Raw genomic sequence first — 25,535 nt, 5'->3', positions numbered from 1 at the left:
GTAACTCCTCCAGTCTCACATTCTCCTTCTATCTTTTCCACGGAATTGGGAACTATGTAAGTAAAGGAAAAATAGACTAGGGGGGTTCAGTATGCTTGTTTGGAGAGGGATGACACCGATACGCACTGACATTCAAGCTAGTTTACAGACGTACTTAGAGACTCATGATTTACATGCGTTTCGAGAAATAGAATATAAAGGGGTCATCTTTTTTCGGGGGGAGTTCCATGAGAGTGACTCATGTGTACCAGAATCATACCTTCAAGCACAACTAGGTTCCTGGAGCAATCTTACTATACCGAAGCGGATCGCCTTATTTGTATCTACGTTGTCCCATTGCGCCATCGCAATATTAGAAGAATGGCGGATGAGGCGATTAGGTGGGGAGGTGGTTTGTGTAATTAGTAATCATGAGGATCTCCGTCCTCTTGTAGAGGGATATGGCGTACCCTTCTACTACATTCCTACAGCGAATGTAGCACAGTCTGAGAAGAGGCAGCTTCAGGTATTGAGAGAGTTACATGTTGAAGTTATTGTGCTAGCAAGGTATATGCAGATGTTGTCTGAAGAATTTGTTGGGCGGTATACTCAACAGATAATTAATATCCATCACTCTCTGTTGCCAGCCTTTGTTGGTGCAGCCCCCTATGAGAAAGCGTATGAAAGAGGAGTCAAGCTTGTCGGTGCAACGGCTCATTATGTGACAGAAGGAATGGATGAGGGGGAGATTATTGAGCAACAAGCGGGGGTTGTAGAAGATGGGGGCACAGCTGAGCACTATAAGGTGCTTAATCATCCAATTGAAGCCAAGGTACTACTCGCTGCGTTGCACCAACATCTTCAGGAGCGAATCTTTATTTATGATGGACGTACGATTCGATTATAGGCAATAACAAGAGCGGCAGGTATACCCCTATACCTACCGCTCTTGCTGTGCTATACTTCTTCTAGTTCTTGCTCGTGAGAAGAATGGGCCCCTTTCTCCGTGAGTTTCTGGAACAATTGACGATACGAGTTCACCTCAAGATTTCCACTCATATATTGATGCTGGCAATAATCGAGTAGTTCGTCTGCTGAACGTGGTGAGTGCTCTTTACGCTCCTTGAACGCTGCTTCTAGCTCGTTGAGTCGCATGTTCATTGGCCCCCTTTTGCTTGATTACTAAATATGGTAACATATCCTGTTCGTTTGGAAAGGGGATTTGGCGAAGTAACAAGATTAGAAAAATTTGTTACTTTCAGTCTTTTGGTACTACTTTCCTTCTTCTTCGCATCCACCATAAGAAACTGATAAGAACGAGGGGCAAGAGAATAGGGGAGAGACCCATCACGGTCACGGCAATCCATGAGAACAAGGACATTATGCCGTTAATTGTGGTTGTAAATAACCGCACTGTTCGTTCCCAAGTATCTAAATCTTGCCGGCTTACTTTCCCTGGTCGCATCTCCGTGATTGTAAATGTTAAAGTTGCGAGCTTACTCTTATTCTGTAAATAATTAATTTCCCCTTGAATGGTCTCCATTTCACTCTGCACCTGACTTAAATCCTTAGAAATGTTAAGCAAATCCTCTGTCTGATTTGCGCCTTCCATTAAAGTAAGAAGCCGCTGTTCATGTGTTTCCTTCGCCTTATAACGAGACTGTAAATCGGTGTAGCTCTTTGTGACATCTTCACTGTTAATCTCTTGGCTTAGAATGTCGCCTGGCAATGGATTCAATCCCTGAAGGAACGACTGAAATTGTTCGGATGGGATTCTGATTCCGACCGTTGCAGAAGTTCGTCCCTCATCCGTCGTCTGTGTAGACAGATTCGTACGGTAGCCCTCATGATCCTTCATAAGCGTATCCAAATCTTTCTCGTAAGCTTTGTAATCGTCTGTTTCAATACGAATATGACCTTCATAGGTAATCATTCGATCATGTGGAGCATCTGACGTATTTGATGAGCTTTGCCCTTTCGCTACGCGCTGTTCTTCTGTTGTTTCTAGACTTGCCGTATCTGCTTCTTCACCACTCGATGAAGTGCTGTTGGATGAGGACGATTCATTATTGGAACAGGCTATGAGTATGAGTAGCAGTAGCATTGAGAGAAACAGTAGGTTCTTCTTCACCTCATCTCACTCCCCCGACAAGATTATTCCGCTTTAGGCAATTGAATCTCTTTAACCTTCTCTTTCGTTTCTAAATCGGTTACGACAATAGACTTAAAGCTGAATGTATACAGATTATCATCCATTGAAACAAGTCGTTCAATATGACTCTCATACTTAGATTCCTCTGATTCCGGATGTTCAACGGTGAGATGTTCTTGAATCCCATCTTTGGTTATATTGAGCACATAAGCCCCTTGGAATGAATCAGAACTAGAATCATCAAAGTTATACCACGTAATCGGGAACCCGTAGTAAGGTTTACTCGGATGTGTGTAGAAGGCTTTGTGATCGTGTTCGAGTTCGGAGTAAGCTGAATCTGAGCCAAAGACCATCACGTCCTTTTCAATCGGGTTTGTCACATCCTCAATGTTGAAGAGGGATACTTTATATCCAATTTCTTCCACAATCTCTCGATCATCAGATTGTTTAATCTCCGTTTCTTTCCCAAAACCGATTAAGTGGTCCTCATCTAATGGATGGAGGTACGTGCTAAATCCAGGAATCTTTAGCTCGCCTAATACATTCGGAGATGTTGGCTCTTTTAAATCAATGACAAAGAGAGGGTCAGTTCGCTCGAAGGTGACCACATAAGCGCGGTCTTCCATATATCGAACGCTGTATATTTGTTCACCTTGGGCTAAGCCTGTTACGCTCCCTGTTTCATCCATGGATTCATTTAAAACATACAGTGCGTTTGAAGACCCGCCTTCGCCTCCACGAATCGTCGTAGCTATTCGTGTATACCCATCTCGTTCCTCAAGGGCAAATTGATTGATGACAGTGCCTGGAACCTTACCTTTGGCCTTGAAATCTACATCTGTATCATTTACATCAAAGCGGTAGAGAAGGGTGTCCATAGTTGGCTCAACCAGGAAGCTCTCTTCATCTTTATTCTCTTGCTGTTCAGCTTGTGGGTTCCCGATAGATTGACCAACTAATAATGTTGATTCATTCATATAGACCGTTTGACCGGAACCGAGATAGGCATCAATGGAAGCGGGTCGTTCATTCTCTTTAATGTTGAATGCGGCAACTGTAAGGAAAGACTTGTTCATGCTATCTGGAAAGTAAGACAACTGATCGTACTCAATCGGCTTCGGTTCCTCCATCGACTTTGCAGAGTCAAAGATTTTAGGGCGTTCGTCAATTGGTTCTTCTTTGTAGTAAGCAGGGTATTTCATTGAAAGGAGATAGAGCGTGTCATCTACTAGGCGTGAAGTAAGCATACTCCCATCAATGGAAACGGTACGTAGTAATGTAGGATTTTCTTTGTTAGAAAGGTCATAGACGTGAGCTGCTGCTGAGCTGAATTGAGAAGGTGCAATCATGTCCATATTTCCTGATTGTAAGTCACTCGTTCCAGTTGACTTCGAACCTAGAACGACAAGTTTGTCCCCACTCGTATAAATTTGAGTCGGATAGAAATCCTCTTCTTGTATGGTTGCAATGTGCTTCGCTTCTTCAATTGGAGCACCTTGTAACACAAGCACCTGTTGTGCTCGTACGTAATACATAAAATCCCCGTGAACCTTCACCTTGTCTCCTTCATCTACGCCGTCTACTTGAACGTTTGTCTCAGAGTTCGTGGATGACCCTGAAGATGTCTCCTGGTCGAGCGACTGGCTTTCCATCACACCTCTGGCTGTCTCGTCTGCTGACCCAAAGTGCTTCTCGTACCGTTTGTCAATCTGTTGAAGAATCTCGTTAAGATGGTCTTGATCTTCAATTGGTACGAGGCCATTAGAGTCATCCGTACTTACAGACGCTACATTCCCTTGTTTCTCTTCCTCGTTTGTTTGCTTCTGTTCCTCAGCCTCTGATCCCCATTGGGTAATACCGAGGACGACCATCGTCATAAGGAGAAGGAAGCCAATGAATAACCACGCTGTCTTTCTCATCTAACCACCTCACTAATTTTGTTCTTATAAGAGTAGTCGCTCCTAACTGGAAAAGGTTACAAAAATTGAAAAATTTATTGTAGGAAGACAAAAGGAAAGAGGACCCTTCAAGAAGAGTCCTCTTTCGTGTATTAGGAATGGTCCGTTTTCTTTGAGTACTGGAACTTACCATCTTGGCGGTTCTTTTCTCGTTGCTCGTTCTTCAATTCGTGCTTGGCCTGATTGTCGACGGCCTTCTTATTTGAGTCTTGCGTATTCTTTGTCATTATCATCACTCCTTTTCTGCCATTAGAATGTGCAGAAAAGGGTACAATTATTTGTAAGGGGTATTAAGGAAAAAGAGCGCAATGGTACCTGGTCCAGAGTGCGCGCCGATTGAAGAGCCTACAGGATGGATAAGAATTTGATGATTGCCATATTGCTCTTTGATGAGTTCGGCAAGCTGCTCTGCTCGTTCCAAGTCATCTCCGTGGCTGATGGCAATTTGTTGGTTGGCCAAATCAGAGCCGCGTTCTTCCATTACTTCTAGCATCCGTTTTAAGACCTTCTTAGAGCCACGAATTTTCTCAAGTGGAATTAGCTTCCCGTCTTCAACGTGGAGAAGTGGCTTGATCTTGAGCATGGTACCTACGAATGCGGCCGTCTTACTTACTCGTCCGCCACGCTTTAAATATTCTAAATCATCAACTGTGAAAATATGTTCCATATGGTCCATGTGATAACGGGCGATGTCTTTGACTTGTTCTAAGCTTTCGCCTTGTTGGGCTGCTTGAGCAGCGCGCAGTACGACAAGCCCATAGCCGAGTGAGGCACAGTGAGTATCCATAATCTCTAATGTTGAATTTGGATACGTCTCCTTTAACTCTTCGGCTGCAATCGTAGAGGCTTGATAGGTGCCTGATAATTGAGAAGAGAAAGCTAAATAAAGAACAGGTTGACCGTTCTCTAAATAACTCCCCATCATTTCTTTGAACGCATGGGGAGTAGGCTGGGAAGTCTTTGGTTCTTTTCCGTCTCTCATCGCGTCATAGACTGTCTTGGACTGAATATCAACAGCGTCCTTATAATCTTGTCCCTCTAAATGAACGGTTAGCGGAATGCGTTCAATCTCGTATTGCTCTATGTAAGAATCTGGGAGGTCACACGCAGAGTCCGCAATAATTTTCACATTCATGAGTTCACCTTCTTCATGGTATAGGTATATCTGTCAATAGTGTACTTGTAAATCAACGTGGAAGTCAAAGGTTTCTCGGGGGAAGTCACAACGTAGGAGAAAATGCATCTTGCGACAAACGTATTCCAATGGTACAAACAATCTAGGGGTCTCTTGAAGGAGGAAGCTATGTTTATCTTTGAAATGAAACGAATCATCATCGTTATTTGTGGAGCGTTGTTGAACTCAATCTCCCTAAACTTCTTCTTAATTGAAGCAAATGTATACGCAAGTGGGTTTACAGGAATCTCGCAGCTATTATCAAGCGTGTTTATAGAATTTCTGAACCTATCCGTATCAACAGGTATTATCCTATTTATACTTAATATACCCGTGACGATTCTTGGGTGGTACAAAGTCGGGAAAGGCTTTACCGTATATAGCTTTGTTTCTGTTGCCTTTACGACATTGTTCCTGGAATTGATTCCTGTGTTGCAATTATCAGAAGATATTATCTTAAACGCAGTCTTTGGTGGCGTTATCGGAGCGTTAGGTGTAGGAATGACGTTGAAATGGGGGGCATCAACAGGGGGCATGGATATTATTGCGATGTATTTATCCCGCTTGAAAGACCGCCCAATCGGATCATACTTCTTTGTTATGAATGGTGGTATCATTATATTAGCTGGTATCCTATTTGGATGGGAGAAGGCACTATATACGCTCGTCACGCTTTATGTAACAACACGAGTGATTGATGCGATTCATACGCGACACGAGAAGTTGACTGCAATGATTATCACGACGAAAGCAGAAGAACTTGAGAAGGCGATTCATGCTGCGATGGTACGTGGTATTACGACCATTCCTGCAAGAGGAGCATTTACAAGGCAGGATAAAAATATGCTGATTATGGTAATCACAAGATATGAACTGTATGACTTAGAACATATTATTAATGAAGTAGACCCACAAGCCTTTACGAACATCGTTCAAACAACCGGAATTTTTGGGTTCTTCCGAAAAGACGGGTAAAGAAGAAACCGCAGCTTTCATAAGCTGCGGTTCTTTTAATAACTATACTGTTCAAAGATGCCTTTCACTTTCGGGACAAGCGTTTCCCAGGTTGCATCCATTTTCTTATTGACCGTAATGAAGTTGCCGAAGCCAAAGACGTTATCAACGCCGTCAACGGCCATCAATTCATTCATAATCTCATATTCACTCGTCTGTCCTGGCATGACGGACACACTTCCGTCACCAGTGAAGATGGCACCTTGGTCCGTGGTGAATTTCATGGCGTTTGGATTTGGTGTTTCTTGAGCTTGTACTGCCATAACTAAATCCCTCCTCATACATTCGCCTTAATAGTAGCACGAAAGTACCCTGAAACAAAAGAAAGACGTTATAGATTCGAGAGAACATCATGACCGATTGTGAGAAGGCATTTGTGACGCATTCCGATATACTGAGAGTAACAGGTAAGAAAGTAGGGATTCCATGATTAGAAAAGGGTTCTGGCTTGGTACATGGTCCGGCATCGTTCTCGTCGTCCTCTTGTGGATGATTGAGCTGATGACTGGTAAACGAGTATATACGTTATTGTTGAATGTTGACTTCATCCCAGTCATTGGAGACATCCAGTGGCCAATTTGGATGGAGTGGTTGTTTCATTTAATCATTGCCTGGATCATCGCAATTCTCTACGTATATGTAGTGTACAAGTGGTGGAATGGTTCTAGGAAAGCTGCCTGGCTTGTAGGTGGTATGCTTACATTGGGAGCAGCATTTACGTATTTCCCACTAACGACTTTGGCGATTAAGCCAACACCATCTGTAACAGATCTAGAGGCAATCGTGTATTGGTTAATTGGGCATGCAGCGTTTCTTATAGTCCTTGTAGTATTTGACAAAGAGCCACCTCGTAACAGCTAGTCGTTACACGGGTAACGATAAGCACATTAAAAGACAGCAGGAAATCCTGCTGCCTTCCGTGAAAGAGATGGTTAACCCTTCGTATGGTTACGATCCATTTGTTGTTGAAACTCATTTAACTGAGCTTGTTCTTCGTTAGAAGCATTCGCTTTGGCTGCTTCAACAGCATGGTTGGCAATGCTCATATCGTTTTCGTTACAAGCTTGCCCTTGTTCGTTACGTCCTGTAAGTTTACCCATAGCGTTTTTAGCCCCTTTTAAGAAGTTGTTCTCCATGACTAATAACCTCCCACAGAAAAATCGTCATTTTGCTGTTCATCCTTCTCTACATTTGAGAAGGTATTGCGGTAAGGAAATCGTTCGTCGTGCTTTTTAACTGAATCTTTGCCTTGCTGAACAAATCGCTTTGATTTACTTTTCTTGCTCAACTTGGTTCCCCCCAGTCAGTTAGAAAAAGCTTGAACGCGGCTTTTGCGTTCAAGCTTAGTATGGTCGTTATAGACCGAATTATTGGAGATAATAATTGGATGGATTAGATGACTTTACTAGATGACAACTGCAAATAATCCTCAAGGAAACGGGCAATCCCGTCGTTTTCATTGGATTCTGTCACATGCTTCGCTACATCCTTTAACTCCGTGATGGCATTATCCATCGCCACCCCAACACCTGCGAATTCAATCATCTCAAGGTCATTGTCTTCATCCCCGAACGCGATGACGTGTTCTGGTTCAATGTGATAGTAGTGCATGATCTTCTGCAAGCCGACTGCTTTATTTAATCCTTTACGCACAATTTCAATAACGTGCCAAGGCGCGCCCCACTTGCGGTGCTCAATCATGCTCGCATGTTCATCGTCAAGACTTTGACGAAGTTCATGAATTTTGTCCACTTCAGGGTGAATCAGAATGGACGTTGGGTCGTCTTCAAGATGGTTCGTTAATGGGCCAATATTAAATGGCGTCTTCGAAGAGTGGAAGATCTCCATGAGCTCTTCATCATAGCGGTCTAAGTATACGTCGTCACGTACCTCCGCAAGAATATTCTTTACACCGAGTTCATAACACGTATGTATGATTTTTCGTGCTGTACGGATATCCATTGGAGAGTGAATGGCATCCCAATAATGGTTCTTCGGATGGTGAATTAACGCCCCATTGAAGTTGACCATTGGAGTGTCTAAGCCAAGCTCGTCATAGAAATTAATGCTCGCGCGGTGAGGACGTCCAGTCGCAATGGATACGATGTGACCCTGTTCCTTCGCCTTTAGAATCGCGGCTTTATTTCGCTCGCTAATTCGCTTGTCGTCGGTTAACAATGTTCCGTCTAAATCTAATGCAATCAAATGTCTTTCCATTCAACATCACCTCATTTGCCTATAGTTTATATGGAAAGGAATGGATAAGTAAAGTTTATGTACACCATCCATATTTCTTTCCTTCTTTCATGAACTAATGATAGCATAAGGATATAGCAGGAAAATATATAGAATGTTTAAAATTTGACTTGACCGCTCTTTGCTAAGTCAACAGTCATACGTAAAGGAAGGGAAACACGCGATTATGATTGGAATTTATAAAGAAACATTACAACACATCCCCGCATTAATCGTCGTAGACGCTGAAAAATACAACGAAGCATTGCCAGTACATACGTATTTTCACGGTTACACGAGCTGTAAAGAAAACCAATTGCATCTCGCCTATCGTCTGGCTGAGAAAGGGTACCGCGTTGTCCTTCCAGACAGTCGATACCACGGAGACCGAACAGAGAATTTGAGTCAACAGGAAGTACAGGTTCGCTTCTGGCAAATCGTCAAAGAAAACGTAAGTGACCTGGCCATTATTAAAGAAGAACTTGAACGAAGAGACTTGCTTCTTGATGGAAGAATTGGTGTAGGTGGTACGAGCATGGGCGGGATTACGACCGCAGCTGCATTAACTCAATACGATTGGATTAAAGCATCCACAATCCTAATGGGATCCCCGAAACTTGTTCGACTAGCTGAAGAAATGGTAGAAGGCATTCGGACGCAGGGTATTGAAATCCCCTTAACCGATGAGCAACTTCAGAAGGAAGTGGATTCCCTTCGCCCGTACGACCTATCCTTGAATATGGATCGTCTACAGGAACGCCCAATCTTCTTCTGGCATGGAGATAAAGACCCTGTTGTTCCGTATGACCACTCGTATCAATTCTACAACGACGCCATTCCTTCCTATCGGAACCCAGAAAGCATTCGCTTCCTAACCGAGGTGGGGCGTGATCATAAAGTAAGTACATTTGCCATAACAGAAACAGCGAAATGGCTTGAAATGCACTTGTAAGCCCATCCCTATTTAAAAGTGGATGAAATTTGTTATAATAGACTATAACGATTTGGAAGGGGGAAACAACCATGGAAGAAGCGTTACAAGAAAACCTAATGGGCGCACTTGAGAACGTAATTGACCCCGAGCTTGGTATTGATATCGTCAACCTCGGTTTAGTATATGGTGTTGACTTAGATGATGAAGGTATTGCGACGGTTACAATGACGCTAACAGCAATGGGCTGCCCACTTGCTGCTACAATCGAGCAAGATGTAAAGCGTGCTCTACAAGACTTGCCTGAAGTTAACGACGTAGATGTGAACATCGTATGGAATCCACCTTGGTCCAAACAGCGCATGTCTCGCTACGCGAAAATTGCACTAGGCATTCCGGATTAATTCGGATACTTGAAATCCCCTTGTTTTATAACAAGGGGATTTTTTTTAATAAATAGGGGGTGTGTTTGGGTGAAGGTCATTCAGATTGTTGGCTATAAGAACAGTGGAAAAACGACGTTAATGAACCGGTTAATTTCACATTTTAGTGGGATGGGTTATGCAGTTGGTTCCCTTAAGCACCATGGTCATGGCGGTGCACCTGATCTATCCACTGAAGGAACAGATAGTGCTCGGCATAGAGAATCTGGTTCCATATTGAGTGGTGTCGAAGGGGAAGGGGTGTTTAACTTGCATGGTGATGTAAGCCCCGAGACTGTATTTGATTTCTATCGAGTAAATGGAATCCAACTTCTCTTCATGGAAGGGTATAAACAGGCTCCTTATAAGAAGATTGCAATTGGCAATGACATAGAAGTTCTACTAACAGAAACGAACAATGTTCAGCTTGTCATCTCGGATGAGCCATTCAGAACAAAAGGCATCCCGTCGTTTACATTCGCGGAAGAACAGGAATACATAGGATACATAACAGATTGGGTGAGAGGGGAATGGGTGGAGTGAGCAACTTTCAAATCACAGAGAAGTTTATTTCTATTGAAGACGTGGTACATAAAGTCATAAGACCAGAAGCTGGAGCCATTAATACGTTCATTGGCACAGTGAGGGAACTAACAGATGGCAAGCGAACGCTGTACTTAACTTATGAGGCTTACGCTTCTATGGCTGAGAAAATGATGGCTCGTATCGGAACTGAAATCGAAGAGAAATGGCCAGATGCGAAAGTGGCCATCACCCATCGAGTGGGCCGTCTTGAAATTTCAGATGTTGCAGTTGTACTTGCCGTTTCTACCCCGCACCGTGCCGACGCTTATGAAGCGAGTCGCTATGCGATTGAGCGGATTAAACAGATGGTTCCTATTTGGAAGAAAGAACACTGGGATACTGGAGAAGAGTGGATAGGAAATCAACAAGGAACCAAAGCCTACGCTCTAGGTTCCAAAACTAAGGAGGATCTTCATGGTTAACGTACTATTATTTGCACAATTCCAAGAAGCGGCAGGAAGAGAGACAGTTGAAATCGAAGCTGCAGGCCAATCCGTAGCCCACGTAAAATCCGTATTGAAAGAGAACTATAACTTGCAAGATCTGGACCAGGCCATGACGTCCATCAACGAAGAATACGTCGACATGGATACTATCTTAAATGACGGTGACACGGTAGCCTTCATCCCACCCGTTAGCGGCGGATGATTTACCTCATATAAAACGCTCAAAAGCAAAGAAGCTTTTGAGCGTTTTTTTAGTTTGGCGATAGTGAGATAAAGGAGGTGCAGGGAACCATCCGCTTTCCTGTGGGGAGCGGGTGAGCTTCCTCGGGAAAAGCACCCTGCGGGATCTCACCTAGGCTCATCCTCCCACGGGAGTCTCCTTGTTTCCGGCCCTCCTTGCCATATAAGGATTGTTGGTTAGGTTAGAAAAAAACCGCTACCTTCATATATATGGAAGCCTTATTATTTTACGCTCTTCACTTAATGAGATAAAGGAGGGGCGGGGAACCATCCGCTTTCCTGTGGGGAACGGGTGGGCTTCCTCGGGAAAAGCGCCCTGCGGGATCTCACCTAGGCTCATCCTCCCACGGGAGTCTCCTGGTTCCCCGGCCTCCTTGCCATGTATGGTTGTTAGTTAGGTTGAAATATAGTTAAAAACCACTTTCACATACCGGTAGAAGTCTTTTGTTAAATGCTCATCACTAATGAGACGAAGGAGGGCGGATACTGTCCTTTAGGGGCTGTTTAGGAAGTTGAGATATTCTATTTAAATGGGTTGTTGTGTGTGGGTTGATACTTTAGCTCCAAGTATGTTTCTGTTTCACTCTATTATGGTGAAGGGGGGCTGGGGAACTGCAAGACTCCTGCGGGAGAAAGAGGTCGACGAGACCCCGCAGGGCTAAATTTTTTGCCCGAGGAGGCTTGTCAGCTCGCCCGCGGAAAGGGAGCGGTTTCCAAGCCCCCCTTAAGTAACGCTAAAGCAAACAGAAACATTCTTACCTACAAACATAGAAAAACGTACGCCCCTATAGACGTACGCTCCTAAAACGGTCATTTCTTTCGACCTGGCAGCAGGCGGATGACTAGCAAGACAAGCACGACAATAAGTAACAAATTAATAAGACCGCCACCGATTTGGCCGATAAGCCCTACAAGCCAAAGCACGAGTAGGATAATAATAATCGTCCACAACATACTCGCTTCCTCCTTTATCCTATGTCTGCTTATCATATCCCCGTTTCCGCAATTCATGAAACAAACTCCCGTACTCTAAAATAAAAAATGCCCCTTTCGATTCAAAGGGGCAGGAATAAAATACTATATGAAAATAAACACAAGCGCTCCTACTATAAAGCAGTAAAAGGCGAAATACTTCAAATTTCCACGGGCCATAATATTCATGAACCAACGTAGCGCGTAGTAAGAAGCGATGATTGAAGCTAGGAACGCAACAAGATACGGAATGGATGTTACGTGCTCCATAAGCTTGTCTGCATCCATCAGCAACGTTCCTACGCTAACAGGGATGAATAAAAGGAAAGAAAAGCGTAGTGCCGTTTCCTGCTTCATTCCAAGAAGCATCGCTGCTACAATGGTAGCGCCGGAGCGACTGATTCCAGGGAATAAGGCTACCGCTTGAGCGAGCCCGACAATCACAGCATCTTTAAACGTCAGCTGACCGTCTCCCTTAGACCCACGTAAATTACGTATAATCCAAAGTGCAAGTCCTGTGATAAACAACGTAATCCCGACGGACTTTGCGTATCCATCTACTGTTTCTGCGATAGCATCTCCATAAAGGACGCCAATGACACCGGCTGGAATGGTGGCAATGAGTAGGTATAGAATGAAACGAAAATCATCTGTACTTTCATCATCGCGTGCTTTCTTAAATAAATAATTCCATCCATTCTGAACAAGTCGAAGTAAGTCCTTCCGATAAATGACGAGTACGGCAATTAGGGATCCGAAATTAACGAAAATCTCAAACGTAAGCCCAGTCATATTCAAATCAAATAATTCTTGGACGATGACTAAGTGCCCACTTGATGAAATGGGGATGGGTTCAGTGAACCCTTGGAATAATCCTAAGAACAAATATTGTACGATTTCAATCAATTTCTCCACGTGCATGTTCCTCCTCTAAGCTTGTCCTAACCACTACAGATTGTATGAACATGTAATCGTCCGGGCGAGTATCCTATGTAGTGGGAGGGTCGATCACATGATATTTGGAAAACAAAAAAAGAATACAGGTTACCAGCATATGTATTCGTTGCTGCAGCAACATATGAATCAATATGTGCTTGTTGAAACAATTGATGGGCAACGAATTGATGGCGTGGTAACGGGGTTAGACCAATACTATGCCTATTTAGCTGTACCTCTTTCAGAAGACAGTGCATCCTTACAGGGTTATGGATTCCAACCCTACATGCAAGATTCATTTCAGTCAGACAGGCAGACTTCAGTACCGAAACGATTTACGAGGTACATTATCCCGCTATCTGCATTAGTGAATTCTGAAGCCTTACCGTGGTACTGAAGCATGCATAACCCATAGCCCTTTGATAAACACTAGTATCATCGCATAGATAAAGGAGTTTTAGCTATGGGACAAAGACATCAATTTACGAAAAACGACAGCGCTCCAAACAACGGAGTTTATGTAGAGATTGGTGAAACAGGTAGCATGGTAACAAATCCGAAGCAAGTTCGCCTAAGAGCGGGCCAACGCTTCCCAGAGAACACGAACCACAATCGTGTCTGGACGTACAAAAGAAAGCCATAAAGAAAGCATTCACCACTGATGGCGAATGCTTGTCCGTTCTTTATACGAATGACGAAAACATCCTCTTACTTAACGAGAAGAGGATGTTTTTTCGTCATCAGTCAATACGCCTTCGGATAGAACGGTAACAGATAGGACGACTACAACTGCTAATACAATCGTTTGAGTCAGACTGAACGACCCACCGTTCATGCTAGCTACAACATAAACAGCCATGCCGCTTAGAAGGAGACTCCAAAATGCGGACCAAAATAAGCGCATCGTTTCACCTCATTTATTTAACATCTCTTTATAGTGTATCAAACGCCCTTCTAAAAATAAATACAAATTCATCCGTATTCTCTTGAAAGATTGTCGAGGGGGTAGGATAAACAACCATACACATTTAGGAGTCTTACATAAGGTATAGAAGGTAGCGTTATGACTTAAAAAACGAGTGTGAAAAAAGGACGGAGAACGATGCATAACTCAGAACAAATGATGACACGAACATTTACATTGGACGGGGAACCGTGCCTCATTCACGTGCCAGAGAAACCGAATGGGTTTGCGGTTCTCTATATAGGAGATAGCCATCATTACGTCGAAAGTGACCGCTCCTTCTGGATGGATCATCCTACGAGGAGTCAATTATTATATACGTTATTGGATGAAGGGTATACATTGTTCACGACAAGGCTCTATGAAGAGTCTTATGGAAGTGAGCGTGGGGTGTACTTGTTAAATCAAATGTACCAAGCCGTTCGCCGCCAAGAGATTGTGAATCCGTATATTCACGTTGTGGCCGAGGGGATGGGGGCGTTAAACGTACTAAGATGGCAACAGAAGCATCCAGAGATTGTTCGTTCAAACGTCTTCTTTAGTCCATGCACAAACTTGAAGGAATATTATGGTTCTGAACGAGTGAACCAGCTTTATTTCAAGCGCCTCCGAAAGCAGGTAGCGCGCGCATATGAAGTGAATGAGAAAGAGGTGCAAGAAAGAGTCATAGTCCCTTTTAAGCCTATTGAAGTTCAAGCACCAGTGTTTATCTTTCACGATATTCATCATTCTGACTATGATGTCCAGAAACAAAGTCGTCCGTTTGAAGAGAGCCAACGCCAGGTGGGGCAGGATGTTCACCTCCACGTGTCCGTGCCCCCGTTATTTCCACGCGTTATATCGAAGGCACGTAGCTTTCTGAAATCCCATGAAACAGACCTTCAATCAGCGAAGTGAGTTATGTGACCCCTTGCCTCTTCATACGATGAAAGAGGGAGGGGATTCGTAATGTCGAGGCTTGTAATCGGTTGTTACCATGCGCTCGGATATGAGCTTATTCATCGATGGCTTGAAGAAGGAGAGGAAATAGTGGGTGTTCCGTTAGCATTGAATGCTCAAAAAGAGTTTCTCTCCTATTTCTTTGGAAGAAATGCTCACTTTCAAGAAGTGTCCATACAGCATGTATCAGAGGATGTGGATATTGTTGTGGTCAATGATTTGGATGAACAAACCCCCAACTTGGACATAATAGAACAAATTGAAGCCAATCAATATGTGCTCCTAACCAATGAAGACAAGGAAAGGGAAGGGTGGACAATTGTAACCCTGCCTTCTTTATATGGTGCTTGGGTCTATGGAGTAGAACCTGACCAACATAGTTGGGACCTTGAAGAGGTCGCTGATCGCCTAATGGAGTTTTTTGAGAAGGGGAGTATACCTACCTTTCATGAAGAGACGAGGCGAATTGAGCCGTCTGATGGAATTCGAAAGTGGAAGGCGCATCAGCAGCGTTACCCCACATATTATGAATTTTAGGTGAAGCCTATTCTGAAAGGTTTACGAAGTGATGGGGGAAAGGTAAAATAGAAGCACATGTACACATAGAGTAAACAGATTGGTTTTCTGTGAAGAGTGGGGTGCTTAGTATGGTGAATCGACTCGTCGTGTTCACAATCCTCCTTGCCTTCGTCTTAAGTGGCTGTTCCAGCGTATATGGACAAGGTCAGGTGCACAAAGTTGGAATGCTCGTTGAGAATACGATTCATGATCAGGTGTGGGGACAAAAAGGGTATAAAGGCCTGTTAGATATAAAGGAAGAGCTCGGGGTTGATGTGTATTTCAAAGAACGGGTTCGAACCGATGAGGAAGTTAGGAAAGCGGTTCAGGAGTTTGCTGACAAAGGTGTGAATCTCATATTCGGACATAGTGCAACGTTTGGACCTTATTTCGAACAGTTGCAGGAGGCGTATCCGGATGTTCGGTTCGTATACTTTAATGGGAACCAACAAGGTGAGCAGATGACTAGTTTAACCTTCGAAGGTCATGCTATGGGTTTCTTCGGTGGGATGGTGGCTGGCGAAATGACAGAGTCCAATCAAATTGGCGTCATTGCAGCTTATGAATGGCAACCTGAAGTAGAAGGCTTCTATGAAGGGGTCAAGCATCAGAATCCTGAGGCGGAAGTAAACATTCAATACGTACACAGTTGGGAAGATCAGGAGCGGGCTCTCATGCTCCATGATCGAATGACTAAAGACGGAACTGACGTGTTCTATCCTGCTGGAGATGGGTTTAACGTCCCTGTCATAGAACGGATTAAACATGAGGGACAATATGCGATTGGCTATGTATCGGACCAAGCGAATCTAGGCAAGTCTACCGTTCTTACAAGTACCATACAGCATGTTGACCGTCTCTATTTACTCGCTGCTAAGCGGTATGATGAAGGTGAATTGCCAACTGGCATCTTGACGTTTGACTTTGAAGATGAAGTGATTTCATTAGGCACCTTTAGTCCAGTAGTTCCGAAGGCATTTACGAAAGAAATTACCAACTCAATTGAAAGGTATCGCGACACTGGTGCGCTGCCTAATGAATAAGAATAAACGCAATCCCCTTGCATCGACGGCAAGGGGATTGTTTACTTTTTCTTGAAGAAGCCTATTACATCCTTCACATAGGGGGAAAGCTGTTTGTAGGTATCCATGACGGTCTGTGTTGTTTCAAATAAATCAAATGAAGACGCATCCTTTTCTTGTTGTTCGGAAGTTTCTTCTGTTTCTGCCTGTTTGGAAGGGCCTCTTCCTCCGAACATAAAAGAATCAAAGTCTCGAGTTGGTCGTTCTTCTTTTGCCACCAGACTTCACCTCCTCTTTCTATTTATCTTATGTAAGGGAACGCGAGGTGAGAGGGCGGATGTCTATTCATGACGAATGGTTTCAGTTGCATGTCACTATGAATTCTTATAGAATTAGTACCAAGTCATAAGAATTGCTATTAAACTAACCTTAAGTTAGGGGATGTATATATGAGTATTAATGCAGGTATCCTTGGTGTAGGGCATTACGTACCTGACCGTGTGTTTACGAATCACGATATGGAACAACTCGTTGAGACAAATGACGAGTGGATTCGCACGCGAACGGGGATTGAGGAACGTCGTCTAGCGGATGATTCTATGGACACTTCGGACCTTGCGTATGAAGCTTCAGTTCAAGCTCTTGAACAGTCTGGTGTTGCAGCAGAAGATCTCGACCTGATTCTAGTTGCCACGGTTACACCGGATACACCGTTTCCATCTGTAGCAAATAAGCTTCAAGCACGTCTTGGCGCAAAGAATGCTGCTGGGATGGACTTGGCAGCCGCGTGTGCTGGATTCATGTACGGAATGATTTCTGCGGCACAATTCATCAATACAGGCGCTTATCAGAACATCCTAATTGTTGGAGCGGAGAAGCTGTCCAAGATAACAGACTGGACAGACCGTAGTACATGTGTTTTATTCGGAGATGGAGCTGGCGCAGCTGTTATGGGACCTGTAAGTGAGGATAAAGGAGTTCTTTCCTTCGAACTTGGTTCAGACGGAACTGGGGCAGGGCACTTGTATCAAAGCGAAGAAGATGATTTCATTAAGATGAATGGACGTGAAGTCTTCAAATTTGCTGTTCGTCAAATGCCGGAGTCTTCGATTAGTGTTATTGAGAAAGCAGGATTGACGAAAGAAGATGTTGACTATCTCGTGCCACACCAAGCGAACATTCGCATTATGGAAGCGGCGCGTCAGCGTTTAGAGATTCCTGAGGAGAAGATGGCCACATCCGTTAAGCGTTATGGCAATACATCTTCCGCATCTATTCCAATCGCAATTTCAGAAGCAGTAGAAAATGGTAGCATTAAAGATAACGACGTAGTTGTCCTCGTCGGGTTCGGCGGAGGCCTTACTTGGGGCGCTGTTGCACTACGCTGGGGCAAGTAACTGAAGGAGGAGATTCGTATGAGTTCTAAACGTGTCGTCATTACAGGTATGGGAGCTGTGTCTCCAATCGGTAACGATGTAGAAACAATGTGGACGAGCATGATTGAAGGTAAGAACGGAATTAAGCGTGTGACTAAAGTGAATCCAGATGATTTCCCAGCGACGGTAGCAGGAGAGATTCAAGACCTTGACGTTACACAGTATATTGATAAGAAAGATGCACGTAAGATGGATCCATTCACTCAATATGCGCTTGTAGCTTCTTATCAAGCAGTTAAAGACGCTGGTCTTGAGATTAATGAAGAGAATGCTTACCGCACAGGCGTGTGGATTGGATCCGGAATTGGTGGCATGTCAACATTTGAAGAACAGTATCAGAAATTCATCGATAAAGGAGCACGTCGTGTGAGTCCTTTCTTCGTGCCAATGATGATTCCTGATATGGCTGCAGGACAAGTATCAATTGCTCTTGGAGCGAAAGGGATTAACTCTTGTACAGTAACGGCTTGTTCTTCTGGTGCCAACTCAATCGGTGATGCATTTAAAGCCATTCAACGCGGAGACGCAGATGCTATGATTACAGGTGGTACAGAAGCGCCAATTACGAATATGTCCTTCGCAGGATTCGTATCAGCGGGTGCTCTTTCTAAAGAACAAGACCCTGCGAAAGCTTCCCGTCCATTCGATGCCGATCGGGGCGGATTTGTCATGGGTGAAGGTGCAGGTATCTTTGTCCTTGAGTCACTTGAATCAGCAGAAGCGCGTGGTGCGCGTATTTATGCTGAGATTGTTGGGTATGGTGCAACAGGAGATGCACACCACATCACAGCACCCGCTCCAAGTGGAGAAGGAGCTTCCCGTGCGATGACACAAGCACTAGAGGACGCGAACCTTTCACCAGAAGACATTAGCTACTTGAATGCACACGGAACAGGTACTGCATTAAACGATAAGTATGAAACAGAAGCTATTAAATCAGCATTCGGAGAGTATGCAGAGAAGCTGCCAATTAGCTCTACGAAATCAATGACAGGTCACTTGTTAGGTGCTGCTGGAGCAGTGGAAGCGGTGGCGAGTATTAAAGCCATCAACGACTCCATTGTACCTCCAACCATTAACCTTGAAACACCAGACCCAGATTGTGACTTAGACTACGTGCCAAATGAAGCGCGTAAGATGACAGTTGACGCTGTTCTAAGCAACTCCCTTGGATTTGGCGGCCATAATGTGTCCCTAATTTTCAAGCGTTATAATGGATAGTTGTTACGTACTAAGTGAGTAACGAATAGATGATAAAGTAAAGAGGGAGCGACCAAATCATGGTCGCTCCCTCTTTCGTTATTTAAGGAAATCTTGAATGGCTTGTTCGGTTGTGGCTTCATCGTGACGCAATACGGCACCAACACCACTAACGCGGTCATTCCATACATTTGAATCCTCAGGAATTCGAAGTGTTTCAATTTCGCTAGGTGTATTCAGAATAAATTCTTTACCGTATCCAAGTAAGGAAGTCATGCCCATGTTGGTCTCCACATAAGGCTGCACGGTTCCCATTACTCGAGGTAGTTTCGTAATTCCAGTTACAGAAATAAATTTGTCTTTCATCGCTCCAATTACTTGCTGTTGGCGTCGAACGCGGCCGAAGTCGCTTTCTGCGTCTTTACGGAAGCGGGCATAGCCTAGTAGCTCCTCCCCGTTCAACAGCTGGGTGCCTTCTTTTAGGTTGATTGTTCCGGCGCCGTCTTTATAATACATATCTTTTTCAACATCAATTTTTATGCCTTTTGGTGCAATGGTATCTACAATTTGAGTAAATCCGTTAAAGTCAACAATGGCATAGTATTCAATATCAATTCCGAAGTTTTCTTTAATCGTCTGACGCATCAACTCAGGGCCACCGTATGCGAAGGCTGAGTTAATCTTGTTGTATCCATATCCAGGAATTTTAACGTAAGTGTCCCGCATGATGGATACCAACTTCGTGCTATCTGTGTCAGCGTCATACTGACCGATCATAATCGTATCAGAACGAGTGACTTCCTCTCCTCGTTGGTCGACACCGAGGAGCAGCACGTTTGTCTTTCCTTCCGGAGTCTTAGCTCCTTGGAAGTCTTCTGCATAATTGGTGTCCTCTTGAGAGGTGGATGTCTGCTCTCCTGCCTCTTCTTGAGCAGCTAACAATCCGGCTGTATATTCATATCCACTATAGCTTATTATTCCTACAATTAGTAAAGCGATGATGGAGATGAGAAGTTTACGCTTTCGTTTGCGCTTTTTGCGGCGCACTAAGATGCGACTATCTCCCATCATGTTCCTCCTCTCTAAAATCCCATAATCTAATTTACTTGAGACCTTGTATGAAGTAAAGAACGATTTTCAACACACCATTCGTTGACAACTGCGGGAATACGGGGGTACCCCCGTTCATATACTAGTGAAAAAAGGACGAGCTCTTCTTTTTAGGAGGAAGGAAATGGGTTATATTCTATTATTCCTAATAGGCTTTGGATTATCAGTATCTGGAGGCGTAACGCTCATAGCCTACTTGAATTTTCTTCCCGCAGGCTTAGGTTGGATGGATTATCTCCTTTTTATTAAAACTAGACCAGAATGTTACTTGTTCCCAATTGGCTTAGTCTTCATGAGTTTGGCGATGTTGAAGATACCTTCTGATTCCTTGTAAATATTGACTAATTTAGAATAATTTTTGTTGACTTGGTCATACTGATGGCTACAAGGATATTTTGTAGGAAAAGCGAGGGAGAACACATGCTATATTTGCACGATGTATGGGTGAATTGGTTTGAAGGAGAAGAGAATGGCTACAACGTATGTCCATTCCACGAATGGAGAAAAGAAGACGGCATTGAGCTACTCGATCAAGTCCCACTCCTATATGTGAATGCGTCGCTCTACCACTACATAGAAAACGACCTACAAGACCTCCCGCAGTCACTATTAGATGCTGTCTGCAAAAGAGCGTATTTAAGAAAGAATCAAGAACGTATTTCACTTGATTATGCCTTCATCGTCACGAATGGATCTTCAGTGTTGGCTGTAGATACAATGGGGTACACGTTACCTGTTCGGAAGAGTCGTCTGATTCCTAGGCAGGAAAGACTTGTGTATGAAATGATAGAAGATAGTAAACCTGAGTCGTATCGTTTTGCGAACGGGGCTGAGGACAAAGAGTATCATATCCTATCGCCAGACCCAACGATGATGATTGGTTTGACGCGTAAAGAGCGGCAGCTGAAGCAACTTCTCATGATGGCCATTGACCAACTTCAGACGACACAGAATTTACCTGAAGTTCGTTATTGGTTAACTGAATGGAACCCAACTCGTTACGCTTCTATTCAGGACTACACATTTGATGAGGCTTGGAGAGAGTTGTATGAAGGCGTTGCCCAAGGTTGGTCTAAAGCTCATAACGACTTATGTCAGAACCTCGTAAAAGGACAACCCTTCTTTGAGAAGCTATGGGAATTAGAGCAAAGCCAAGAAGTAAATAAAGGTGTCTAATGCAACACGAAAAAGGAGCAACCTACCTATAGGTTGCTCCTTTTTCGTATTATCGCTTCTGATGAGCGCGGCCGATGCCCATCGCTTTCTTTGCTTTCTTAAGCATCTTGTTCGCGTGGAAGTTAGCTTTCTCAGCACCTTGATCAAGAATTTCGTCAAGTTCTTCTGATTCAAGTAGCTCATAATAGCGCTCTTGAATTGGTTTAAGAACTGCGATGACAGATTGAGCGACGTCTGTTTTAAACGTGCCATATCCAGCATCTTGATATCGTTCTTCAAGAGTTTCAATGCTCTCATCTGTAAATACGGACATGATGGTCAACAAGTTCGATACGCCAGGTTTGTTTTCCTTGTCGTATTTCACAACGCCTTCTGAATCCGTAACGGCGCTCTTGAATTTCTTCATAATGGTCTTCTCATCATCAAGCATCGAGATAAAGGCTTTTTGATTCTCATCAGACTTACTCATTTTCTTAGTCGGTTCTTGGAGAGACATGATACGTGCCCCAACTTTAGGAATGCTCACTTCAGGCACAGTGAAAATGTCGTTGAAGCGGTTGTTGAATCGTTGAGCTAAGTTACGAGTGAGCTCAAGATGTTGCTTTTGGTCTTCCCCAACGGGTACGAAATCTGTTCCATATAGAAGAATATCTGACGCCATTAATGGAGGGTACGTGAGGAGGCCAGCAGATACGCCTTCTTTTCCTTTATTGACGGATTTGTCTTTAAACTGTGTCATGCGTTCGAGTTCCCCAACATAGGAAACCGTTTGTAGCATCCAGCCTAGCTGAGTGTGTGCGGAGACCTCAGATTGGATGAACAGGGTCGACTTCTCTGGGTCGATTCCACATGCTAAGTAGAGTGATGCTAAAGAACGGATATTTCTACGTAACTCTAGACGGTCTTGGGGAACGGTAATTGCGTGTTCGTCCACGACACAGAAATAACAATTATGATCCTCTTGGAGCTGTTGGAAATGTTTTAATGCGCCAATATAATTTCCGATTGTCAGTGTGCCACTTGGTTGTATTCCTGAGAAGATAGTTTTCATCGTTTCACCTCATTGTATAGTTTGTCTTACGTTTGCCTCCTAAATCTGTGAGTAGGAGAAGAAAGCGTGTTCGATAGGCAAAAATAAAAACGGTCCACCCGCACTTCTGCCTCGCAGAAGGGACGAATGAACCGTGGTACCACCCTTGTTATTTCGAATTGTCGAAATCACTTCTCACTAACGCCTGAGTACGCGTCCACCCTTACTTTGTTCGGGGTAGAAGGCTCCGAAGCCCACTTCCAACCTTCCCATACGGACTGTTTTCACCACCACAGTCTCTCTGTGTCGTAGAGGGGCGTTGTACTTTACTTCTTCACTGCCTCATATGAAATAAGATAAGCATATTATAAGGAAGAATGACTCTGAAATCAATCTTGAATGTTACATGTAATAGAAGAAAAGGAGAATGAGCATAAAACCAATCATCCCAAATGCTTGAAACCACACAGTCCGATACGTGTGTGCGTTAATGAGTTCGGATGGAAGCTTCTTTGTCTCCCAATCATCCATGTAATCCTTGTGACGACTTATATTCATTCGATTGCTAAAGCGACGAAAGCTATACGTCACCCCATCGATAAATTTTCCCTTTACAACTAGCATGACCAATCCGATGAAAAAGTAGACGTAGCTAAAGTAGAAGGTCATATTAATATACGTTACCAGGGAGCGTGACTCAGATAAGATAAAGAAAAGTAGGGTAGCAACGCACAAATTTAAGAGTAGGTAGAACCATTTATTTGTAAACCAATGTTTCATAAGGTAGCCTCCGGTTTTCATTTGTTTAATTTAGTGTAGAACAAATTATTCGCGTGTCAAGACAAAGCGGTGAAAGATGAACTATGAAGAGATAATGTTCCGATTTGTCGAAAAAATGAATAGAAGATGCAAACTTATGAGGTACATATCACTTTATTCGACATTTTAATGCATAAAAACTTAAAAGCAATGCAAGATTAGTCGAATCAAGTGATAAACTTGTAAAATAAACTAGGTATAAATGACTATATTTTGTCATTCGAACGTAATGATTTAGGCTTTTTTTAAGATTTCTAAAAAAAAGTTAATGCACAATTATTTGAAAACTTGTATAATTCAATTTGTAAACATAAAAATCTGATGAAAAATTCAGAAAAATGTCGTGGGAGGTCAATAAACAATGCAAAAATCGACAAAATGGTCGTTGCTTTTAGCACTAGGCTTAGTGCTTAGCATGTTTCTAGCAGCATGTTCTGGCGGGGATGGCTCGTCTGATTCAGGTGATTCTGACTCTGAAGAAACAGAAGAAGCATCTGGAGATCAAGTAGATAAAGGTGTAGGTCCTAGCCCAGTTGGTACGCCAGCTGCAGAAGATAAACAAGTGTATACAACATATGCAACAGCAGATATGCAGTCCTTAGACCCGCATCTTGCTGAAGGTGAATTTGGATTCTTAACATCTGGTAACGTTATGGAAGGTCTTTATCGTCTTGGAACAGACCAAGATGGCAAGCCTACAATCGAACCAGGAATTGCGAAAGACCATGAAGTAAACGAAGATGGAACGGTTTGGACATTCAACTTGCGTGAAGACGCAACTTGGTCAAACGGTGACAGCGTAACAGCTCAAGACTTCGTATACGGCTGGCAACGTGCGGTAGACCCGAGTGTAGGTTCTGAGTACGGTCCATATATGATGAACGGCGTTGTGAAGAACGCAAGTGCCGTGAATAACGGTGAAGTAGAACCAAGCGAACTTGGTGTTGAAGCGGTAGATGAGTACACGTTCAAAGTAGAACTAGAAAAGCCAGTTCCTTACTTTGAATCACTTGTTACTTTCAATACATTCTTCCCTGCTAACCAAAAAGTAGTTGAAGAATATGGTACAGATTACTTGCTTGAAGCAGGAAACGGTGTGTATAACGGACCATTCACATTAAGCGAATGGAACCAAGGCGAAGGCTGGACAATGGTTAAGAACGATGACTATTGGGATGCTGACGCAGTTTCTCTAGAAACAATTAACGTAAAAATCGTAAAAGAAAATACAACAGCGGTTAACCTATATGAGTCAGGTCAAATTGACCGTGTTTCTCTAGTAGGGGATAACGTTGATAAGTATGTCTCTAACCCAAACTTGCAAATGGCTTTAAATCCAACATTGTTCTATCTGAAGTTTAACCAAACGAATGAAGCACTAGCAAATGAGAACATCCGTAAAGGTATTGCGCTAGCTGTCAACAATAAAGCTATTACAGAAGACTTACTGAAGAACGGTTCTATTCCAATGGAAGGAAATGTACCGAAAGAATTCGCTACAGATCCTGCCTCTGGTAAGGACTTCCGTGAAGTGAATGGTGCCTTTCTTGAACAAGATCTTGAAGCTGCACAACAAGCTTTCAACAAAGGTCTTGAAGAGCTAGGCAAGGATTCTGTGACACTTGAACTACTAGCTGGTGATGGCAGTACTGGTAAGGATATGACAGAGTATCTTCAAGGTGCACTTTCTCGTGATTTAGAAGGCCTTGAGGTAGAAGTTGCTCTAGTTCCATTTAAAGAACGTATCCGTCGTGACAACGCTATGGAATATGATGTGCTTCTTTCCGGTTGGGGTCCTGACTACGTTGATCCGAACACATTCTTGAACATGTGGGTGACGGATGGCGAAAACAACAACATGGGCTACTCAAACGAACAGTACGATCAATTGATCGAACAATCAGCAACAGAGAACGCGACAGAACCAGAAAAACGTTATGAGAACTTCTATGAAGCAGAGAAAATCTTATTTGAAGATGCAGCTCTAGCTCCACTTTACCAAGAAGGAGAAGCTTTCCTACTTGATGAGAATGTTCAAAACTTAGTGAAGTCACCAACTGGTCCAAACTACCAGTTCAAGTGGACTTACATCGCTGAGTCTGGTGAGTAAGAAAGAGTAGCGTACACAGTTGCAAATGGGATTCAAGTTTTAGGGAGAGGATATGCCTATCGATGATGGGGGTATTCTCTCTTTTTCCCTGTAAGGGATATTTTCAGACAATACAGATAATTTGACG

The 25,535-nt window shown here is 43.4% G+C and carries 34 protein-coding genes and 1 other annotated feature; of the genes, 18 read left to right on the top strand and 16 right to left on the bottom strand.

Annotation, left to right across the window (positions count from 1 at the left end; all coding sequences use genetic code 11):
- The first annotated feature begins 91 nt into the window (after nt 1–91).
- Nucleotides 92–886, top strand: a complete 795-nt coding sequence (locus H513_RS19790; RefSeq protein WP_051239784.1) for a formyltetrahydrofolate deformylase — start codon at nt 92–94, stop codon at nt 884–886.
- Between the two features lie 50 nt (nt 887–936).
- Here H513_RS19790 and yppF read toward each other — a convergent pair whose 3' ends face one another.
- From yppF to H513_RS0107675, 5 genes are all read right to left on the bottom strand, one after another.
- Nucleotides 937–1,134 (bottom strand): YppF family protein, encoded by a 198-nt coding sequence (yppF, locus tag H513_RS19785; protein ID WP_036769521.1) that lies wholly within the window; start codon nt 1,132–1,134, stop codon nt 937–939.
- Between the two features lie 103 nt (nt 1,135–1,237).
- Entirely contained in the window at nt 1,238–2,110 is an 873-nt protein-coding gene (locus tag H513_RS0107690) for a DUF4349 domain-containing protein (RefSeq protein WP_026800224.1), read from the bottom strand.
- 23 nt (nt 2,111–2,133) lie between these two features.
- On the bottom strand, nt 2,134–4,050 hold the full coding sequence (locus tag H513_RS0107685) for a beta-propeller domain-containing protein (protein WP_026800223.1): 1,917 nt from the start codon (nt 4,048–4,050) through the stop codon (nt 2,134–2,136).
- 131 nt (nt 4,051–4,181) lie between these two features.
- Complete coding sequence (locus H513_RS21190) at nt 4,182–4,316, bottom strand: DUF3941 domain-containing protein (RefSeq protein WP_081658214.1); 135 nt, start codon at nt 4,314–4,316, stop codon at nt 4,182–4,184.
- 47 nt (nt 4,317–4,363) lie between these two features.
- Complete coding sequence (locus tag H513_RS0107675) at nt 4,364–5,224, bottom strand: DegV family protein (RefSeq protein WP_026800222.1); 861 nt, start codon at nt 5,222–5,224, stop codon at nt 4,364–4,366.
- Nucleotides 5,225–5,392: 168 nt separating this feature from the next.
- On the opposite strand from H513_RS0107675, the gene H513_RS0107670 reads away from it, so the two are divergent.
- The gene (locus H513_RS0107670) at nt 5,393–6,238 is read left to right on the top strand and encodes a YitT family protein (protein WP_026800221.1); all 846 of its coding nucleotides are present in this window, start codon (nt 5,393–5,395) and stop codon (nt 6,236–6,238) included.
- Nucleotides 6,239–6,273: 35 nt separating this feature from the next.
- Here H513_RS0107670 and H513_RS0107665 read toward each other — a convergent pair whose 3' ends face one another.
- Entirely contained in the window at nt 6,274–6,540 is a 267-nt protein-coding gene (locus H513_RS0107665; RefSeq protein ID WP_026800220.1) for a NifU N-terminal domain-containing protein, read from the bottom strand.
- A 163-nt stretch (nt 6,541–6,703) separates the two neighbouring features.
- Here H513_RS0107665 and H513_RS0107660 point away from each other — a divergent pair, with 163 nt between their 5' ends.
- Nucleotides 6,704–7,138: a hypothetical protein gene (locus H513_RS0107660; RefSeq protein ID WP_026800219.1), complete on the top strand. Its 435-nt coding sequence runs from the start codon at nt 6,704–6,706 to the stop codon at nt 7,136–7,138.
- 71 nt (nt 7,139–7,209) lie between these two features.
- On the opposite strand, the gene H513_RS0107655 is transcribed toward H513_RS0107660, so the two are convergent.
- The 3 genes from H513_RS0107655 to H513_RS0107645 form a co-directional block, all read right to left on the bottom strand.
- Nucleotides 7,210–7,413, bottom strand: coding sequence for a DUF3813 family protein (locus H513_RS0107655; protein ID WP_026800218.1), 204 nt, complete (start codon nt 7,411–7,413; stop codon nt 7,210–7,212).
- 2 nt (nt 7,414–7,415) lie between these two features.
- The gene (locus tag H513_RS21885; RefSeq protein WP_169449934.1) at nt 7,416–7,565 is read right to left on the bottom strand and encodes a hypothetical protein; all 150 of its coding nucleotides are present in this window, start codon (nt 7,563–7,565) and stop codon (nt 7,416–7,418) included.
- A 104-nt stretch (nt 7,566–7,669) separates the two neighbouring features.
- Nucleotides 7,670–8,494: a Cof-type HAD-IIB family hydrolase gene (locus tag H513_RS0107645; protein WP_026800217.1), complete on the bottom strand. Its 825-nt coding sequence runs from the start codon at nt 8,492–8,494 to the stop codon at nt 7,670–7,672.
- A gap of 205 nt (nt 8,495–8,699) precedes the next feature.
- On the opposite strand from H513_RS0107645, the gene H513_RS0107640 reads away from it, so the two are divergent.
- The 5 genes from H513_RS0107640 (at nt 8,700) to moaD (ending at nt 11,098) form a co-directional block, all read left to right on the top strand.
- Complete coding sequence (locus H513_RS0107640; protein ID WP_026800216.1) at nt 8,700–9,464, top strand: alpha/beta fold hydrolase; 765 nt, start codon at nt 8,700–8,702, stop codon at nt 9,462–9,464.
- Between the two features lie 71 nt (nt 9,465–9,535).
- Nucleotides 9,536–9,847 (top strand): metal-sulfur cluster assembly factor, encoded by a 312-nt coding sequence (locus tag H513_RS0107635; RefSeq protein WP_026800215.1) that lies wholly within the window; start codon nt 9,536–9,538, stop codon nt 9,845–9,847.
- A 69-nt stretch (nt 9,848–9,916) separates the two neighbouring features.
- Nucleotides 9,917–10,408 carry a molybdopterin-guanine dinucleotide biosynthesis protein B gene (gene mobB / locus H513_RS0107630; RefSeq protein WP_026800214.1) on the top strand — a complete coding sequence of 164 codons (492 nt, stop codon included), beginning with the start codon at nt 9,917–9,919 and terminating at the stop codon, nt 10,406–10,408.
- Entirely contained in the window at nt 10,405–10,872 is a 468-nt protein-coding gene (locus tag H513_RS0107625; protein ID WP_026800213.1) for a molybdenum cofactor biosynthesis protein MoaE, read from the top strand. The genes mobB and H513_RS0107625 overlap by 4 nt, the downstream gene beginning before the upstream one ends.
- On the top strand, nt 10,865–11,098 hold the full coding sequence (gene moaD, locus H513_RS0107620) for a molybdopterin converting factor subunit 1 (protein ID WP_026800212.1): 234 nt from the start codon (nt 10,865–10,867) through the stop codon (nt 11,096–11,098). The genes H513_RS0107625 and moaD overlap by 8 nt, the downstream gene beginning before the upstream one ends.
- Nucleotides 11,099–11,946: 848 nt before the next feature.
- Here moaD and H513_RS21530 read toward each other — a convergent pair.
- Both H513_RS21530 and H513_RS0107610 read right to left on the bottom strand, forming a co-directional pair.
- Entirely contained in the window at nt 11,947–12,090 is a 144-nt protein-coding gene (locus H513_RS21530) for a lmo0937 family membrane protein (protein WP_154655206.1), read from the bottom strand.
- A 123-nt stretch (nt 12,091–12,213) separates the two neighbouring features.
- A complete protein-coding gene (locus tag H513_RS0107610) occupies nt 12,214–13,023 on the bottom strand; it encodes an undecaprenyl-diphosphate phosphatase (protein ID WP_026800211.1) in 810 nt (269 codons plus the stop codon).
- Nucleotides 13,024–13,120: 97 nt separating this feature from the next.
- On the opposite strand from H513_RS0107610, the gene H513_RS0107605 reads away from it, so the two are divergent.
- A complete protein-coding gene (locus H513_RS0107605) occupies nt 13,121–13,441 on the top strand; it encodes a hypothetical protein (RefSeq protein ID WP_026800210.1) in 321 nt (106 codons plus the stop codon).
- A 66-nt stretch (nt 13,442–13,507) separates the two neighbouring features.
- Nucleotides 13,508–13,687 carry a YjzC family protein gene (locus H513_RS0107600; RefSeq protein ID WP_026800209.1) on the top strand — a complete coding sequence of 60 codons (180 nt, stop codon included), beginning with the start codon at nt 13,508–13,510 and terminating at the stop codon, nt 13,685–13,687.
- A 69-nt stretch (nt 13,688–13,756) separates the two neighbouring features.
- On the opposite strand, the gene H513_RS0107595 is transcribed toward H513_RS0107600, so the two are convergent.
- Nucleotides 13,757–13,948 carry a DUF2929 family protein gene (locus tag H513_RS0107595; RefSeq protein ID WP_026800208.1) on the bottom strand — a complete coding sequence of 64 codons (192 nt, stop codon included), beginning with the start codon at nt 13,946–13,948 and terminating at the stop codon, nt 13,757–13,759.
- A 198-nt stretch (nt 13,949–14,146) separates the two neighbouring features.
- Between H513_RS0107595 and H513_RS20835 the strand changes: the two genes are divergently transcribed.
- The 3 genes from H513_RS20835 (at nt 14,147) to H513_RS0107580 (ending at nt 16,548) form a co-directional block, all read left to right on the top strand.
- Nucleotides 14,147–14,905 (top strand): hypothetical protein, encoded by a 759-nt coding sequence (locus H513_RS20835; protein WP_051239782.1) that lies wholly within the window; start codon nt 14,147–14,149, stop codon nt 14,903–14,905.
- A 51-nt stretch (nt 14,906–14,956) separates the two neighbouring features.
- Entirely contained in the window at nt 14,957–15,484 is a 528-nt protein-coding gene (locus H513_RS0107585) for a hypothetical protein (protein WP_026800207.1), read from the top strand.
- A 110-nt stretch (nt 15,485–15,594) separates the two neighbouring features.
- Nucleotides 15,595–16,548 carry a BMP family ABC transporter substrate-binding protein gene (locus tag H513_RS0107580; protein ID WP_026800206.1) on the top strand — a complete coding sequence of 318 codons (954 nt, stop codon included), beginning with the start codon at nt 15,595–15,597 and terminating at the stop codon, nt 16,546–16,548.
- Between the two features lie 41 nt (nt 16,549–16,589).
- Here H513_RS0107580 and H513_RS0107575 read toward each other — a convergent pair whose 3' ends face one another.
- On the bottom strand, nt 16,590–16,805 hold the full coding sequence (locus tag H513_RS0107575) for a hypothetical protein (RefSeq protein ID WP_026800205.1): 216 nt from the start codon (nt 16,803–16,805) through the stop codon (nt 16,590–16,592).
- Between the two features lie 177 nt (nt 16,806–16,982).
- Here H513_RS0107575 and H513_RS0107570 point away from each other — a divergent pair, with 177 nt between their 5' ends.
- Nucleotides 16,983–17,924 carry a beta-ketoacyl-ACP synthase III gene (locus tag H513_RS0107570; RefSeq protein WP_026800204.1) on the top strand — a complete coding sequence of 314 codons (942 nt, stop codon included), beginning with the start codon at nt 16,983–16,985 and terminating at the stop codon, nt 17,922–17,924.
- Between the two features lie 18 nt (nt 17,925–17,942).
- Nucleotides 17,943–19,184 carry a beta-ketoacyl-ACP synthase II gene (gene fabF / locus H513_RS0107565; RefSeq protein ID WP_026800203.1) on the top strand — a complete coding sequence of 414 codons (1,242 nt, stop codon included), beginning with the start codon at nt 17,943–17,945 and terminating at the stop codon, nt 19,182–19,184.
- 78 nt (nt 19,185–19,262) lie between these two features.
- Here the strand turns inward: fabF and H513_RS0107560 are convergent, their stop codons facing one another.
- Entirely contained in the window at nt 19,263–20,231 is a 969-nt protein-coding gene (locus tag H513_RS0107560) for an LCP family protein (protein ID WP_026800202.1), read from the bottom strand.
- Nucleotides 20,232–20,397: 166 nt separating this feature from the next.
- On the opposite strand from H513_RS0107560, the gene H513_RS0107555 reads away from it, so the two are divergent.
- Both H513_RS0107555 and H513_RS0107550 read left to right on the top strand, forming a co-directional pair.
- A complete protein-coding gene (locus H513_RS0107555; protein WP_026800201.1) occupies nt 20,398–20,607 on the top strand; it encodes a YuzI family membrane protein in 210 nt (69 codons plus the stop codon).
- Nucleotides 20,608–20,693: 86 nt separating this feature from the next.
- Nucleotides 20,694–21,449 carry a YjbA family protein gene (locus tag H513_RS0107550; RefSeq protein ID WP_026800200.1) on the top strand — a complete coding sequence of 252 codons (756 nt, stop codon included), beginning with the start codon at nt 20,694–20,696 and terminating at the stop codon, nt 21,447–21,449.
- Nucleotides 21,450–21,498: 49 nt separating this feature from the next.
- Here the strand turns inward: H513_RS0107550 and trpS are convergent, their stop codons facing one another.
- Both trpS and H513_RS0107540 read right to left on the bottom strand, forming a co-directional pair.
- Complete coding sequence (gene trpS / locus H513_RS0107545) at nt 21,499–22,500, bottom strand: tryptophan--tRNA ligase (protein WP_026800199.1); 1,002 nt, start codon at nt 22,498–22,500, stop codon at nt 21,499–21,501.
- 115 nt (nt 22,501–22,615) lie between these two features.
- Nucleotides 22,616–22,826: a binding site (T-box leader), on the bottom strand.
- Between the two features lie 55 nt (nt 22,827–22,881).
- Nucleotides 22,882–23,259: a DUF3899 domain-containing protein gene (locus tag H513_RS0107540; RefSeq protein WP_026800198.1), complete on the bottom strand. Its 378-nt coding sequence runs from the start codon at nt 23,257–23,259 to the stop codon at nt 22,882–22,884.
- Between the two features lie 400 nt (nt 23,260–23,659).
- On the opposite strand from H513_RS0107540, the gene H513_RS0107535 reads away from it, so the two are divergent.
- Complete coding sequence (locus H513_RS0107535; RefSeq protein ID WP_026800197.1) at nt 23,660–25,408, top strand: peptide ABC transporter substrate-binding protein; 1,749 nt, start codon at nt 23,660–23,662, stop codon at nt 25,406–25,408.
- Nucleotides 25,409–25,535: the final 127 nt, after the last annotated feature.

The sequence above is a fragment of the Pontibacillus halophilus JSM 076056 = DSM 19796 genome, from assembly GCF_000425205.1.
In the GTDB taxonomy this organism is placed as follows: Bacteria; Bacillota; Bacilli; order Bacillales; family BH030062; genus Pontibacillus_A; species Pontibacillus_A halophilus.
Note: the sequence above shows the minus strand (reverse complement) of the source record. Positions and strands in the feature narration are given on the sequence as shown.

What these genes read in the sequence shown, in the direction of transcription:
- H513_RS19790 (WP_051239784.1), top strand. Translation starts at nt 92, where the DNA reads ATGCTTGTTTGGAGAGGGATGACACCGATACGCACTGACATTCAAGCT.
- yppF (WP_036769521.1), bottom strand. Translation starts at nt 1,134, where the DNA reads ATGCGACTCAACGAGCTAGAAGCAGCGTTCAAGGAGCGTAAAGAGCAC.
- H513_RS0107685 (WP_026800223.1), bottom strand. Translation starts at nt 4,050, where the DNA reads ATGAGAAAGACAGCGTGGTTATTCATTGGCTTCCTTCTCCTTATGACG.
- H513_RS21190 (WP_081658214.1), bottom strand. Translation starts at nt 4,316, where the DNA reads ATGACAAAGAATACGCAAGACTCAAATAAGAAGGCCGTCGACAATCAG.
- H513_RS0107675 (WP_026800222.1), bottom strand. Translation starts at nt 5,224, where the DNA reads ATGAATGTGAAAATTATTGCGGACTCTGCGTGTGACCTCCCAGATTCT.
- H513_RS0107670 (WP_026800221.1), top strand. Translation starts at nt 5,393, where the DNA reads ATGTTTATCTTTGAAATGAAACGAATCATCATCGTTATTTGTGGAGCG.
- H513_RS0107665 (WP_026800220.1), bottom strand. Translation starts at nt 6,540, where the DNA reads ATGGCAGTACAAGCTCAAGAAACACCAAATCCAAACGCCATGAAATTC.
- H513_RS0107660 (WP_026800219.1), top strand. Translation starts at nt 6,704, where the DNA reads ATGATTAGAAAAGGGTTCTGGCTTGGTACATGGTCCGGCATCGTTCTC.
- H513_RS0107655 (WP_026800218.1), bottom strand. Translation starts at nt 7,413, where the DNA reads ATGGAGAACAACTTCTTAAAAGGGGCTAAAAACGCTATGGGTAAACTT.
- H513_RS0107645 (WP_026800217.1), bottom strand. Translation starts at nt 8,494, where the DNA reads ATGGAAAGACATTTGATTGCATTAGATTTAGACGGAACATTGTTAACC.
- H513_RS0107640 (WP_026800216.1), top strand. Translation starts at nt 8,700, where the DNA reads ATGATTGGAATTTATAAAGAAACATTACAACACATCCCCGCATTAATC.
- H513_RS0107635 (WP_026800215.1), top strand. Translation starts at nt 9,536, where the DNA reads ATGGAAGAAGCGTTACAAGAAAACCTAATGGGCGCACTTGAGAACGTA.
- moaD (WP_026800212.1), top strand. Translation starts at nt 10,865, where the DNA reads ATGGTTAACGTACTATTATTTGCACAATTCCAAGAAGCGGCAGGAAGA.
- H513_RS21530 (WP_154655206.1), bottom strand. Translation starts at nt 12,090, where the DNA reads ATGTTGTGGACGATTATTATTATCCTACTCGTGCTTTGGCTTGTAGGG.
- H513_RS0107605 (WP_026800210.1), top strand. Translation starts at nt 13,121, where the DNA reads ATGATATTTGGAAAACAAAAAAAGAATACAGGTTACCAGCATATGTAT.
- H513_RS0107600 (WP_026800209.1), top strand. Translation starts at nt 13,508, where the DNA reads ATGGGACAAAGACATCAATTTACGAAAAACGACAGCGCTCCAAACAAC.
- H513_RS0107595 (WP_026800208.1), bottom strand. Translation starts at nt 13,948, where the DNA reads ATGCGCTTATTTTGGTCCGCATTTTGGAGTCTCCTTCTAAGCGGCATG.
- H513_RS20835 (WP_051239782.1), top strand. Translation starts at nt 14,147, where the DNA reads ATGCATAACTCAGAACAAATGATGACACGAACATTTACATTGGACGGG.
- H513_RS0107585 (WP_026800207.1), top strand. Translation starts at nt 14,957, where the DNA reads ATGTCGAGGCTTGTAATCGGTTGTTACCATGCGCTCGGATATGAGCTT.
- H513_RS0107580 (WP_026800206.1), top strand. Translation starts at nt 15,595, where the DNA reads ATGGTGAATCGACTCGTCGTGTTCACAATCCTCCTTGCCTTCGTCTTA.
- fabF (WP_026800203.1), top strand. Translation starts at nt 17,943, where the DNA reads ATGAGTTCTAAACGTGTCGTCATTACAGGTATGGGAGCTGTGTCTCCA.
- H513_RS0107560 (WP_026800202.1), bottom strand. Translation starts at nt 20,231, where the DNA reads ATGGGAGATAGTCGCATCTTAGTGCGCCGCAAAAAGCGCAAACGAAAG.
- H513_RS0107555 (WP_026800201.1), top strand. Translation starts at nt 20,398, where the DNA reads ATGGGTTATATTCTATTATTCCTAATAGGCTTTGGATTATCAGTATCT.
- H513_RS0107550 (WP_026800200.1), top strand. Translation starts at nt 20,694, where the DNA reads ATGCTATATTTGCACGATGTATGGGTGAATTGGTTTGAAGGAGAAGAG.
- trpS (WP_026800199.1), bottom strand. Translation starts at nt 22,500, where the DNA reads ATGAAAACTATCTTCTCAGGAATACAACCAAGTGGCACACTGACAATC.
- H513_RS0107540 (WP_026800198.1), bottom strand. Translation starts at nt 23,259, where the DNA reads ATGAAACATTGGTTTACAAATAAATGGTTCTACCTACTCTTAAATTTG.
- H513_RS0107535 (WP_026800197.1), top strand. Translation starts at nt 23,660, where the DNA reads ATGCAAAAATCGACAAAATGGTCGTTGCTTTTAGCACTAGGCTTAGTG.